Annotated in this window: 12 protein-coding genes; 7 read left to right on the top strand and 5 right to left on the bottom strand. The window is 42.8% G+C overall.

Annotated features, from left to right (window positions below):
• Positions 1-48: 48 nt before the first annotated feature.
• Entirely contained in the window at positions 49-1266 is a 1218-nt protein-coding gene (locus DXK30_RS00270; protein ID WP_114699960.1) for an acetamidase/formamidase family protein, read from the bottom strand.
• Positions 1267-1525: 259 nt separating this feature from the next.
• Positions 1526-2707 carry an MFS transporter gene (locus DXK30_RS00265; protein WP_114699959.1) on the bottom strand — a complete coding sequence of 394 codons (1182 nt, stop codon included), beginning with the start codon at positions 2705-2707 and terminating at the stop codon, positions 1526-1528.
• Between the two features lie 265 nt (positions 2708-2972).
• Here DXK30_RS00265 and DXK30_RS00260 point away from each other — a divergent pair, with 265 nt between their 5' ends.
• Complete coding sequence (locus tag DXK30_RS00260) at positions 2973-4352, top strand: aminotransferase-like domain-containing protein (protein ID WP_114699958.1); 1380 nt, start codon at positions 2973-2975, stop codon at positions 4350-4352.
• Between the two features lie 255 nt (positions 4353-4607).
• Positions 4608-5579, top strand: coding sequence for an EamA family transporter (locus tag DXK30_RS00255; RefSeq protein ID WP_114699957.1), 972 nt, complete (start codon positions 4608-4610; stop codon positions 5577-5579).
• Between the two features lie 66 nt (positions 5580-5645).
• On the opposite strand, the gene DXK30_RS00250 is transcribed toward DXK30_RS00255, so the two are convergent.
• From DXK30_RS00250 to DXK30_RS00240, 3 genes are all read right to left on the bottom strand, one after another.
• Positions 5646-6773, bottom strand: coding sequence for a M14 family metallopeptidase (locus DXK30_RS00250; protein ID WP_114699956.1), 1128 nt, complete (start codon positions 6771-6773; stop codon positions 5646-5648).
• A gap of 208 nt (positions 6774-6981) precedes the next feature.
• Positions 6982-8529, bottom strand: a complete 1548-nt coding sequence (locus DXK30_RS00245) for an ATP-binding protein (RefSeq protein WP_114700638.1) — start codon at positions 8527-8529, stop codon at positions 6982-6984.
• Between the two features lies 1 nt (position 8530).
• Positions 8531-9253 (bottom strand): heavy metal response regulator transcription factor, encoded by a 723-nt coding sequence (locus DXK30_RS00240; RefSeq protein ID WP_114699955.1) that lies wholly within the window; start codon positions 9251-9253, stop codon positions 8531-8533.
• 409 nt (positions 9254-9662) lie between these two features.
• Between DXK30_RS00240 and DXK30_RS00235 the strand changes: the two genes are divergently transcribed.
• The 5 genes from DXK30_RS00235 to DXK30_RS00215 all read left to right on the top strand — a co-directional run bounded on the left by DXK30_RS00235 (position 9663) and on the right by DXK30_RS00215 (position 13800).
• Positions 9663-9947 (top strand): hypothetical protein, encoded by a 285-nt coding sequence (locus tag DXK30_RS00235; RefSeq protein ID WP_114699954.1) that lies wholly within the window; start codon positions 9663-9665, stop codon positions 9945-9947.
• Between the two features lie 177 nt (positions 9948-10124).
• Positions 10125-10385, top strand: coding sequence for a hypothetical protein (locus DXK30_RS00230; protein ID WP_114699953.1), 261 nt, complete (start codon positions 10125-10127; stop codon positions 10383-10385).
• 194 nt (positions 10386-10579) lie between these two features.
• Positions 10580-11173 carry a c-type cytochrome gene (locus tag DXK30_RS00225; protein WP_114699952.1) on the top strand — a complete coding sequence of 198 codons (594 nt, stop codon included), beginning with the start codon at positions 10580-10582 and terminating at the stop codon, positions 11171-11173.
• A 155-nt stretch (positions 11174-11328) separates the two neighbouring features.
• Positions 11329-11982, top strand: a complete 654-nt coding sequence (locus DXK30_RS00220; RefSeq protein ID WP_114699951.1) for a DUF411 domain-containing protein — start codon at positions 11329-11331, stop codon at positions 11980-11982.
• Between the two features lie 117 nt (positions 11983-12099).
• A complete protein-coding gene (locus DXK30_RS00215; RefSeq protein ID WP_114699950.1) occupies positions 12100-13800 on the top strand; it encodes a copper resistance system multicopper oxidase in 1701 nt (566 codons plus the stop codon).
• The last annotated feature ends 25 nt before the right edge of the window (positions 13801-13825 follow it).

Raw genomic sequence — 13825 nt, 5'->3', positions numbered from 1 at the left:
TATCAATATAAAGGACTTTTTTTCTGAAGTTGAGAATGTTAATTTGTACTATTTTTCAAACTCTTTAAAATCTGCTTTACGAATTTTGGCATGAATACCTTTGGTCTTATCCACGACCTGCGATACTTCAAAATCTGTCGCTGCGCTTAGATAAGCATAAGCGATCGCCTCATCAATGCCATACTCTTGATTTAAGAAACGAATCGCTTCACGAGTAGACTTCTTCATCGCTTCATCCAAATCTTCATCTAGCCCTGGTGTGATCCAAAATTCAGCATTCTCTGCCAAAGGTTGCACAATCTCTTTACCTGGAATCTTATCTTTGCCTGCTTTTAGCAATGTAAATTTAAAAGTGGCGCGAGCAGATGCTTCAAGGGCAGTCAATGCAACCTCGCCATCGCCTTGGGCAAAGTGACTATCACCTGTATAAAACAGTGCACCTGCCACTTGTACCGGATAATAAACCGTCGCCCCTGTACCCAATTCATTGATATCAATATTGCCGCCATACATAGCAGGCGGAACTGAGTGTACTCGCTCCGAGGTGTTTGCTGCGACACCCATTAGACCCATAAAGGGACTGAGTGGAAAACGTATAGACTTACCAGAATCTGTTTTTAGGATACCTTCGTATTCACCTTTGGCATTTTTTTCGATAGGCGTAAATACGGAGACATTGCCGTAGCGCTCAGGGTGAGCTTCAGACGCATTGTCTTGTTTTGCTTTTTTGGGAAACTCGCCTGCCAATGCGCCTTTGCCATGGCGGTTAGAGATGACACCATACGGCACGCGCGGTTCAACGTTGATGACTTCTACTTTTAGGATATCGCCTGGTTGCGCCCCTTTGATTTCGATAGGACCTGTCACGATATGTGGACCATCTTTATCAAAGTCATGTTTTAATTTTGATTTTGTTATTGTTTTGGCTTCATCTAAAATAAAGTCGTTTTTGACCCCTTTTGACTTAAAGTATTTTTCTGCATCACGGCCCTGATCTTCGAGCAAACCTTCGTGTGAGACCGTATCAAAAGTCACCACACTCCCAGAAGCAACAGACATAACGGGACTAGCATCTCTGTTGGGCAAATATCCCCATGTTATGGTGTCTAAAGTAGAAGGTACATAGTAATTGCCTTTATATTCACCACTACTCAACTGAGTAGGTTTATCTGCTATTTGCTTAAGAACCGTAAAGTCTTCTGCTTGGGATACTGATATACCAAACGCGCTTAGAATAAACAGTGAAAGAATGGTTTTTTTAAACATAGAACATACCCTCTTTAGTTGAAACATGACAATATTGTCATACCTGTATAAAGGGCAAGTTCTATGCCATGGGCAAAACGGTGTTTTCTATTAAACTTAGTGGCAAAAGCACTATATTGATACAATTGTTTGCTTTATCGTGGTGCCTCAGCAAAAAAAGAGCATTATTTTAGAGCATAGACATTGCATGCAGAGGTATTAAATTAAAAGGTATTGAATTAAAAGATAATGAATAGAAAACTGCATTATCAACCTTGTTTTAAGTCACGCTATGCAAATTGGCGTTCGAACGACGACCAATTTTCAATATAGGTTGACTGGTAAACAAGACAATCACACCAACTAATGAAAACACACCAAAGGCGTAGAACGCAGTAGCAGCACCATACCGATCCACAATCAAACCAGTAAAGATGACGGGTACACTAAGCCCTATATATGCCATCAGAAAATAGCCTGCACTTGCACGTGCCTGCTCATTTCCAGCAGATTTTGCGACTCCTAGCATACCGCCCAAGTAGACAAAGCCATAGCAACTAGTACTGGCCAAAAATGCCGCCAAAAGAATGACTGGTAGATTGGCATTCAACGTCCCCCAAGCTAATAAAGCATAAGCCGGTAGTAAGATCAGAAGACCAAGCTTGCTTGAAACTTGAGGGTCAAGTTTTCGGGCGATTGGCTGAACGATCAATCCACAACTGATGGCTAACATAGAGGATACCCCTGCATACTTAGCGAGTCCATGCGTGGCCAGCACTGAGGGAATAACTGACAAAACCAAACCTGTTGTCGCCCAACAAATCAAAATACCGCTGCCATACCAGATGACCTCACGGTTAAAGTAAGGTAGCCGTAGCATAGATGTGGGCAAATTAGTGCGTTTAGGTGCTGTCTCTGGTAATTGATATAACAAAAACATAGCGAACAGCCCGCTCGCTAGCAGTAAGAAAAAACTGGCTGGCTGATCGGTTTCATAAAACATCAAAGAAACCGTCGTCAATACAGGGCCAAGACCAAAACCTATCGTTGTACTGGCCGTCACCCACGCTGTCGCACGCATCGTATCTGATGAACCAAGCAGCTCAATCATATAGGCTGTCGCCGTAGCAGCCATCAGAGCTGTTCCCACACCCAGTACGAATCGCGCTACCGCTAATGCTCGCGTGTACGGATAAAACAACATAAGAGCCGTCGCTGCTATCGATAGTGCTAGAGAGATTAAAATCACCTTGCGCCGTCCGATCCGATCAGACAGTCCGCCAAAAGCTAACAATACAGGTATGACACCCAATACATAAAAGGAAAACGCTATCGTAGTTGCTAGTACACCATAGCCATCATTGTGTGCGTAAACGGCATAAAGCGGCCCTTGGATATTGACGCTTGTCGTTATCACACATAAGGCAAACGCCAAATATTTATTATATTTTTTCGTGGTCATATATCGCTGCTTTTTGAAGAATAATCGTTGAATTGACTGAGGTAAGTGCGATTCACAATAGAATGACACCTACCTCCACATCGTTTACGTTCAATGATTAAAACAAAAGCGCAGTAGGTTATCTATATACAATCCAGTACAATTAGACAGAACTGTTTGGTCTATAAAACCCATACAGTTTGGATAGCATATCCATATATTGTCCTAGCTGTAACCTTAAGATAAAACCTTCACAAAAGCCGCCCTACCAAAAATTGTAAACAATATGAATAAGAAGCTAACACGCATCGAAGTTGTCATGGCTGACGTAAAAGAGAAAATAGCAACCGTTATCTATATCCCAGAGTCGCGACTACCCTCCGTCCGTGCCGCTGCCAAAGATTATGGGTTCTCACCATCAACCGTGGTTGAAGCCTACGAGCGCCTGCAAACTGAGGGAATCATCTACTCCCGTCCTGGTGCAGGGTTTTATGTGGCAGAGACGACAGCGCCGCTATCATTGACAGATATAGCGCCAAAAATTGACCGAGTGGTAGATCCATTGTGGGTATCACGGCAGTCGCTGGAGCCACCCGATGGTGCATTAAAGCCAGGCTGCGGTTGGTTGCCAGCGGATTGGTTGTTTGAAGCAGGTATACGCCGTGGTCTGCGAAATGTGGCAAAAGCTGACGCATCCATTATCAGTGAGTATGCAACGCCGCTAGGGCTGCTAGCATTGCGTCAATTACTCACACGGCGTATGGCAGGATTGAGTATCAATGCAGAACCGTCACAGGTCATATTGACGGATTCAGGCACTCAGGCGATAGATTTGATTTTTCGATTTTTGCTGACGCCGGGTGATACAGTTGTCGTCGATGATCCTTGTTACTTTAATTTTCGAGCACAGCTGCTTGCCCATCGGGTCAAAGTAGTTGGCGTCCCTTATACGCCAAATGGGCCAGATGTAGAGGCCTTTGCAGCGATTTTAGATGAGCATAAGCCGCGCCTATACATTACCAACGCTGCCATTCACAATCCTACTGGTGCAACGTTATCACCTGCTACGGCATACCGTGTATTACAATTGGCTCAGGCGGCTGGCTTGTACATTATCGAAGACGATATTTTTGCAGATTTTGAAGTCAAGCCTGCGGCGAGGTTGGCGGCTTTGGATGGGTTATCACGAGTATTCTATATCGGCAGTTTTTCTAAAACGTTATCCGCATCCCTACGCTGTGGTTATATTTCAGCGCCTACAGAATGGGTCGAGAGTTTGGTAGATTTAAAGATCGCGACTGGCTTTGGTGGCAGTCAGTTAGCAGCGGCGGTTGTGTTCTCAGCGTTGACTGATAGCGGCTACCGTAAGCATATGAATGATATCCATACTCGGCTGGCAAGCGCGCGTACTCATACGCTACCACGATTGGCTAAATTAGGCATCGTACCTTGGCTGCTCCCACAAGCAGGTATGTTCCTATGGTGCCGATTACCAGAGAATAACAATGCGACCGAATTGGCCAATCGCTGTTTATCCAAAGGTGTGGTATTGGCGCCAGGCAATGTTTTTAGCCAATCGGACAATGCTGAAAACTTCATGCGTTTCAATGTAGCACAGATGAATCATTCAAAAGTTTTCGAGGTATTGGCTCAATCGTTAGACTAACCAATCAGAGACTTATATAGTCATTCCACTATAAAAGTATTACAGCGTTAACCTCGCTTGAAGTATCAAATGTACATCTATACTCGGTTGCCTTGTACTACTTTTAAATTGAATCGACTATAGTGCTAGTACCGTCCTATTATATAGTGACCTTTCGACTATAATTCTAAGCCTAAATATCAGCCAAAAATAAGCCGAACACAATTAAATCTAATCACTTCCGACAACGGATACTATTTCTCTAGGATAGCTCATATGTCCCTTATATATACTGCATTGGCTGTACTGGTTACCTTTATCTGGGGCGTGAACTTTACCTTTATTGCGTGGGGTCTTGAGAGCTTTCCACCATTGATGCTTACTGCTCTGCGTTTTTTCTTTACTGCTGTGCCATTGATTTTGTTTCTAAAGCCGCCTAAATTCAACCGTACCTTGTTTATTTATGCCATCGGTACATTTGTCATGCAGTATGCCTTTGTCTTTACAGCGATGCATCTGGGTTCATCCCCGGGGCTGACGGCACTACTACTACAAATTCAGATTTTTATCACGGTATTGCTAGCGTACTTTATATTAGGTGAAGCAGTCAGCCGTATGCAAATCGTCGGTATGCTGGTCGGTGTACTAGGACTCAGCGTGATTGCGCTAAACCTTGGCGGTGATATGCCTTTGGCAGGGTTCGTCTGCATCCTGATAGCTGCCATCGGTTGGAGCTTTGGTAATATTGCATCCAAGCAAGCATCAAAACAGGCCTCAGAAAAAACGTTAGAAAAAGCTGCCCTACAAGAGACGCAGCAAAGAACAAGGGTATCTGTTGCTACATCTAGTACTGGAAAAAATAAAGCCGCTGCTTTGTCTGCGCTAGCGCTGGTAGTCTGGGGCGGTCTCATTGCTTGTGTGATGTTAACGATATCTTCTCTTATATTTGAGACTGATACATGGCAGCTAGCGACGTTTACTGAAGCATCACTTAAGTCTTGGCTATCACTTGGGTTTATCGTCTATATCTCAACCTTAATTGGCTTTGGCCTGTGGGCACACTTACTCAGTCAAAATACCGCCTCCAAGGTTATGCCGTTTGCACTATTGGTGCCCGTATTCGGTATGGTGACCTCAGTACTACTCACAGGAGAAGTGGTGACTTGGTGGAAGATGCTGGCCATGATGTTGATTTTGTCAGGACTGTTATTGGCAAATGTGAAGATAAAAATTAAAAAAAGCTGCTAACGATGACCTCTCAAACACTCGGCCGTCATTAGCAGCTTTTTATTTTCTGCAGCTTTTTTTCTATAGTTATCGTAAGTCATCCACGACAGCTAGCATTGCTATCAGTGATGCTTCGCCTAATTTGATAGAACGCTCGGGTGACCAACCCATCTCTTCATCGGGCAGATTATCACTGTCTTTAAATGGCATCTCTAACGTATTAGCGAGGCAATCAAAACGCTCTGCTACCCAATTGGTGGCAACGGTCATATTGGCAGCACCTGGTGCGTCGATCTCATAGCCAATCTCAGACTGAAAATCAGCACTAGCTAACTTTAATACGTCTGAAAACTTATCACGTAGTTTAGCAAGACGGTCACTGTAGCTTGGCGTCCCTTGTGACCCAGCTAGGAATACATACGGCAATGCTTCATCGCCATGCACATCGTAAAATAGATCTACGCCTGTCGCTTCCATTTTATTAATCACATGAAATACTTCAGGGCTTTTGTCTAAGCTTGGACTTTGCCATTCACGGTTTAGGTTGGTTCCGACAGCGTTAGTACGCAAGTGACCACGTACACTGCCATCAGGGTTCATATTAGGGACAATATAAAAATTGGCCTTGTCTAACAACTGTTTGCCAGTCGCATTATCGCTATCTAACAAGCTATACAACAAACCCTCAATGAGCCATTCAGCCATCGTCTCACCTGGATGCTGACGAGCAGTAATCCATATATTGCGCTTACTAACATTTCCATCACCAATTTTGACCAAAGTAAGGTCACGTTTATCAAGCGTTTCGCCTAGATGCTCTAACGTCACTAGCGGATGCACTTGCACGGCGGCTAATAAATCTTGATGACGCTCATAGCTGTAAGGCGCAAAGTATGCAATTTGAATGGTTTCACATTCTAACTCTGCCACAATGGTCAACTTGCCATCTTTGTAAGAGGTTGGCAGACGGAACCAATGCTGACGATCATAAGAAGCCACCGCTTGGTAGTTCTCCCAACCCTCCGGATAAGAGGCCTCTCCTGCATTCAGAATATTGAGAACATACTGCTCCCCTATTTGACCTGACAGACGAAAGTTAAACCATTGAAAAAACTCGCCACCAACATCTGGACGAATCGCTAATTGAATGTCTTTTTTGTCATCTGCATTAATAATGTCAATGTTGCCTGCATCGAAATTAGCCGTGATATGCATAGTCATTCCCTAATTGATTTTTATGATTGTGTTTTAAGTATTATGTTCGTTATCGACTTACTATTTTACCTATTGCCTTTTAATAATCTCTAGCTTTATATTGGGCATTAGACATACATTTACTTGGTCATTACCAGCTCATTTTCAAGGCAATCACTTGCCAAATCTATCTATTCAGATTGAATATCTATCATTGACTAATAAAAGATTAAACTTCCGCTAATAACTCGACACTCACTTGAAAGTAATCATCATCTTTTATAGTAATACTGACGTTACCGTTATGCGCCCCAACGATAGACTGTACGATAGATAGCCCCAAACCTGTTCCTGTATGGCGATCTATTGTTTTGTGATGTCGATAAAAGCGCTCAAACAACTTATCTGCTTCACTTTGTGTCAACGGCTCATCTAATTGGTTGGTGATGGTCATTCGTAGAATATCTTGTTTTGATTGCTGAAAACTGGTTATCGTTGTGCCCACTATCTCATCTGAGTTTACTCTATCTGCCCTAATGGTTATAACGCTATCTTGAGCAGCATAATAAATCGCATTCGATATCAGATTAGCAAAGAGCCTTTGTAATAAACTTTTATCCCCTAAGACAGCGCTGAACTCACCTTTGGTTTCAATAGCGATACCTCTGTCTTCTGCAATCATTTCGTAGTAATCAACGAGATTGGTGATTAAACGGTCCGTATCCACATGACTGATTTGCGAGTCACTCAATCCTTTTTGGGTTTTTGCCAGCAGCAGCATATTATTTATCATGGCCGACAGCTGCTCTAACGTGTCATGTTGATGGTGTAGCTGCTCAATATATTCATCGCCCGCTCTTGGTTTGTTTAACATGACTTGCGTTTGCGTGCTGAGTGTCGCTATTGGAGTGCGCAGCTCATGGGCGATATTGTCTGAAAACCGTGACAAGGATTCAAAATTACTTTCAAGCTTGGCCATCATTGAGTTGTAAGATTCTGCTAGTGGTCGCAGCTCTAACGGCATATCGCTGACCATGACTCTATCATCCAATCTGTCAGGATTCATTCTTTTCATTTTTTGGACGATGGTCGCCAAAGGTGCAAAACCCCAGTACACACCCAACGCCGCTACTGAGACGAGCAACAAGGTAATCGCGAACAAAATCATACTAAGCTGACGATTAAACTGTAATAAATACTGATGATGCACATCTATAGGCAATGCGATAAGCGCGAGCATTTTGTCGTCTTCAATGACCATTGCTCGATAGTATCGGCTGTTGATATTCATCACAAACTGTTGCTTATCATTATCTTGTTTCAGTGATGACAGATTAAACCCTGCCCCTAGCTCTTGAGCAAAGTTATTGGGTGTACTAGACAGTATCTGCCCTTCTTTATTAGCGATAATGGTTTTTAGATCGTAATCTAGCCAAGAAGAATGCTGATGATCAGCTTCATCTGATATCGCTGCGGTAGAAGTATCTCCATCAGGCATTACGTCAGGTGCCGCTCTTAGCGGCTGTTGACTATTCAATGGATATTGAGAGCTTGGTAGGGTTTGAGCAGTTATAGGGCTACTAGGTTCTATAACTCGTTTACGTAGATTAAACGCCGCATGGGTCATAATTTCAGCGTCCATTTGCTCGAAATGGCCTTTGACAGAACGTTGTATCCATATATAAATAATAACCTGCGATATAACAACAAATATTGTGAGTAACAACACAGTACGCCATAATAGTGGCAAGCGCCGATTATCAAACCTATATTTCATATTAGACATTGCCAGCTTCGTAAGATGGTTTGCTATCAAGCGCCGTATCGACAGCTTCTAACCGGTAGCCCATCCCGCGCACCGTATGAATCAGCTTTGCGTCATGTTCATCGTCTATTTTTATACGCAGACGCCTTATCGCCACATCAATCACATTGGTATCATTTTCAAAGTTCATATCCCATACTTGGGAAGCGATGATTGAGCGTGGAAGCACTTCACCGCGGCGCTCTAATAAAAACTGTAGTAAGGAAAACTCTTTTGCCGTGAGCTTAATAGGCTTATCTCCTCTATACACCGTGCGCTTGCCAATGTCCATCTTGAGATCCGCTATTTGCATAATCGTACTTTGATAATCGGCTTGATTGGCACGTCGTAATAAGCTTTTCATTCTGACGATCAATTCTGCAAAGGCGAAAGGTTTGGTCAAATAATCATCACCACCAATCTCAATCCCCTTTATCTTGTCACTCAAGTCATCTTTTGCGGTTAGAAATAGCACAGGTGTATGCTTGCCAGCCGCTCGGTAATTACGCACCAGCTCAAAACCACTAACATCAGGTAGCATCACATCCATCAATATCACGCTAAATTCTTCCGTCATCAATGCATGGTAGCCATCTAATCCTGTTAGCTGATGATCCACGATAAACCCAGCTTCGGTTAAGCCTTTTTTAATATACTCGCCAAGCTTCAATTCATCTTCTACCAGCAGTACTTTCATTGTAATTCCTCAATACGGTCATGATTGTTTAACGTTCTAACCAGCACAGGTGACAACATTGATGGTAGCTGACAAAGATGTCATGTGCTCGTAATCAGACTGTCAGTTTTATTTTGCTAATCTATATAAACGGTACATAGGTGCTCGTTTCTAATGCCTAGCTACTATCCAATACTTAGAGCGTGTCCTCAATTCAAACGAGTATCCTCTAAATGGGCTAAAAACAGCTAAATTTTGCCAAACATCGTCAAATAGTTGGTCAATATCTCGATATTATCTGCACTATTTTCCTCGTTTGACGGCAATTTATCTCATTTTTATCACCATTTTTAAAATGAGGACACGCCCTAGCTACTATGAATTATTTTTATCGGTAATCAATGTAAACAACTTACAAAAGAGGTTTTATATGAAAATTCACGGTTCATTCAAAAAAGTAGTACTACTATCATTATCTGTACTTATCGGTACTACCACTGCCAATGCGCATACGACTGATCTAAGCACTTCAATCATCAATAACTGCGACGCTGTGACTGAGTTTGCAAAAAACTTGGATCATAACGATGCTCAGCTTTCAAATTCACAAATGAAAAATTATATCGATGCGAGAGTGGCTTGTGAGATTGAACACAAAGATCAACATCTACAGTCTGAAAAATACTTTATCAATAAATATGGTAGCGATAAGTAACATTAGCTCTAATGTCATACTAAAGGATTACTGACAACATTAAAAACCATAAATAGCAAGATGACAGAATTGTAATCTTACCGTCATCTCTCTGTCAGAATCACTAAAGTATGCTTTAAAGTAACTTAATATCTTAAAGTCTTTTCGACTACATACCAAATCAAATAAGGATTCACCATGTCACTATTCAAATCAATCGTAGCAACTGCTGTAGTCTTAGTTGTTTCAACCTCTGCGTTGGCACACGACCCAAAAATGCATGCTGAAAAAGACCAAATGAACTGTGAGAAAATGCAAAAGCATATGCAAATGATGCAAAAAATGGATCATAGCAAAATGGATATGAATGATCCTGCTATGAAAGCCATGATGGCTAACATGAGCAAAATGAAAGCGATGTACCAAAAGCACTGTGTGAGCAGCGATAGCGATTTGTAAATATCAATTTATAAGTTCAACACTATAGTCAGTTCAATATAATTTCGATACAAGGAAACCGAGTGCAAGTTATACATTAGTATGCTTAGCGAGGATGACGCTGTAGCGGATTTATATAGACTTGACTATATTGTTAGAGAAGCTGATCAAGCAGTAATGGGATATTAAAGAAAATGGATTTTTAGGACAAACCTATGAAGTTTTTGTTAGGAATACTTTTTACTGTCTTTGTCGCTATTACGGGTATTTTTATTACGGTGACTAGCGGCATGATAAATATCGGTGCTGATCGAGCTCATAGTCCGCTGGTTTACGATTTTTTAGAAACTGCCCGCACACGCTCAATTGAACATGCCAGTAAGAATATTTTGGTTCCCAATTTAAAAAAGGCGGAAATTATCAGCTCCGGCGGTGCAGATTACAAAGATATGTGTGCAGGCTGTCATTTGTCTCCCGGCGTCAACAGCACAGATTTAAATAGCGGTATGTATCCAAAGCCCCCTAACTTTACTGAGGCGGATGTCGTTAAGCGCTATCAAAACGAGGCTGGTGCCAGACAAAGCTTTTGGGCGATTAAACATGGCATCATGGCGTCTGGCATGCCCGCTTGGGGCGCTACTCACGATGATGACAGAATATGGGCGATGGTCGCTTTTATTAGATCGCTACCTGACTTAAATGAAAACCAATACACCATGCTAACGACTCGGTTAGACGATAGTATGTTGGATATGTCATTTGATGGTGAGATGGATATGTCAGGTGATGGATCCGAAATGCAACATTGATTTTTTGTAAAAAATGCAGTGCTCAATAGTGCTGCTTTTTGCGATTTGAGTTTTAAGCTTTGCTAGCACTATTTTGTCCAGTGATATTTTATCCAGTGATGTGGCTCTAATTTTTATAATATTTAATCGTCAGACAGACGCTCGGGAGTGGTTTTATGAGACGCTATACTAATAGATTTATTAATGAACATCATCTGATATCTGGCCGTGTGCTCTCGGCGATCGTGGTATTGCCATTATCGTTAACGATTGCCGCTTGTAGTCAACCTAATTCCGCTGCTGCTGACTCAACACCAGCGACTGAGCCAACTGTTGCTACGCAAAACGTGCAAACTACGCACACGGAGCAACCAACAACTGAAATGACACCTATCAGCGCTCCTTCAGATACCCAATCAACTATCCTAAAAAACATCTCAGCCACCGTCTATAAAGATGCCAATTGTGGCTGTTGCAAAGAATGGGTCGGTTATGCCGAAGGTCATGGTTTAAACGCAACTGCACAGAATGTCGAAGACGTGTCCTTGTTTAAAGAGCGATACAGCGTACCGCAGCAAATGCGCTCTTGCCATACCACCGTCACTACTGATGGCTACGTATTTGAAGGTCATGTCCCTGCCAAACATATGGCGCAGTTCCTAAAAAACCCGCCAAGTGATGCGATCGGTCTTGCCGTACCGAGCATGCCAGTCGGTAGCCCAGGTATGGAATACCAAGATAAATTTATGCCATATAAAGTGATGCAGCTTAACAAAGATGGCTCAACAGCTATTTATGCAACTATTGACACACCGCAGCAGCAAATCTAGCTTGGTTGTCGTTTAAATAGCTTATCCAGATCTATTAATAAGCGTTCAAAGTCATAGACGTAGCTGATAAATATAGACTCAACTCTCACTTTATGGATATAAATCAGGTGAATTATTATGAACAAAAATATGCTTAACCGCAGGCGTTTTTTGACAGGATCATCTACCTTGTTAGGGGCATCCATGCTGTCCACCCTACCGTCTATTGCCAATAGTGCGCTCGGTAAAGGACAGCAGAATGTAGCTGTCAACAGTGATAAAGCCGACCATATCGTACCTATCTTAACTGGGAATGAGTTTGATCTGTATGTCAGCAAGAAGCCCGTCACTGTCAATGGCAAGTCGAGTATGGCAACACTCATCAATGATTCTCTACCAGCGCCAACGCTAAAGATGCGTGAAGGCGATACCGTAACTATCCGTGTTCATAACCAGATGAATGAATCAACCTCTATCCATTGGCATGGCTTGCTCGTACCTTTTGAGATGGATGGCGTACCAGGTATCAGCTTCAACGGTATCCCTGCGAACAGCACCTTTACTTATCAATTCAAACTTAAACAATCAGGCACCTATTGGTATCACTCACACAGTGGTTTTCAAGAACAAACCGGTATGCTAGGTGCCATCGTGATTGAACCTAAAGGCCGTGAGCGTCATCCTATCGAAGAAGACCATGTAATCGTGCTGAGTGATTGGACGCACCGCGATCCGCACAATCTCTTGAAGCTGCTCAAACAGCGCGCTGACTTTGATAATTATCATCTGCCAGACTTCAAAAAGCTACTATCTGATATTGCCGCAACAGATTTAGAAGCCGCTTATGACAAGCGCAAAATGTGGAATCAGATGCGCATGATGCCGACAGATTTTACTGATTTATCTGGCGAAAAGACCTTTACCTATCTGATGAATGGTAAGACCACAGCGGCTAATTGGACACAACTAGTAAAAGCAGGACAGCCTGTTAAATTACGATTTATCAACGCTTCAGCGCAAACCATTTTTGATGTGCGTATACCGGGTCTCAAAATGACTGTGGTGGCAACAGATGGTATTGATGTCGCACCCGTTGCGATTGATGATTTCCGCATTGGCGTGGCTGAGACTTATGATGTCATTGTCACGCCTACTCAAGACGCGCATACGATATTTGCCCAAAATATCGATCGTTCAGGCTATGTCGCGACCACGCTTGCGACCAAAAAAGGTGCGCGAGCTGCCATACCTGCTATGGACAAGATTGAATGGTTGACCATGGCCGATATGATGGGGGCGATGGGTGATAAAGGCTACAAAGCAAAGCACGCTAAGACCGAATATGACTTTAAATCTGATATGCGTGTCGACAGTCCACGTATGAACCTAGATGATCCCGGTATCAACCTGCGTAATATCAATCGAGAGGTGCTGAATTATAGTCAGCTGCGCTCTGTCGATGAGGCCGTATTTGCAGAGCAGCGTAAGCCTACCCGAGAAATCGAGCTACATTTAACGGGTAACATGGAGCGCTATATTTGGGCGTTGGATGGTGTCATGTTTAAGGATGCAACGCCTGTCAATATTAAGCCTAACGAGCGTGTGCGTATTACCTTAGTCAATGACACGATGATGAACCATCCGATGCATCTGCATGGGATGTGGAGCGACTTGCGCACGCCATCTGGAGACTTTCAGGTACGTAAACATACGATTGTGGTGCAGCCAGCGCAAAAGATTAGCTTCGATGTGACGGGAGAAGTTGGACGATGGGCGTGGCATTGCCATCTGCTTTATCACATGGAAGCCGGCATGTTCAGAGAAGTTGCCGTCGTTTAACAAACCTTCGAATATGAGGCTTATT

The sequence above is a fragment of the Psychrobacter proteolyticus genome (assembly GCF_003350005.1).
GTDB classification, from domain to species: domain Bacteria; phylum Pseudomonadota; class Gammaproteobacteria; order Pseudomonadales; family Moraxellaceae; genus Psychrobacter; species Psychrobacter proteolyticus.
The sequence above is the reverse complement of the archived record's forward strand: the minus strand, read 5'-3'. Positions and strand labels throughout refer to the sequence as shown.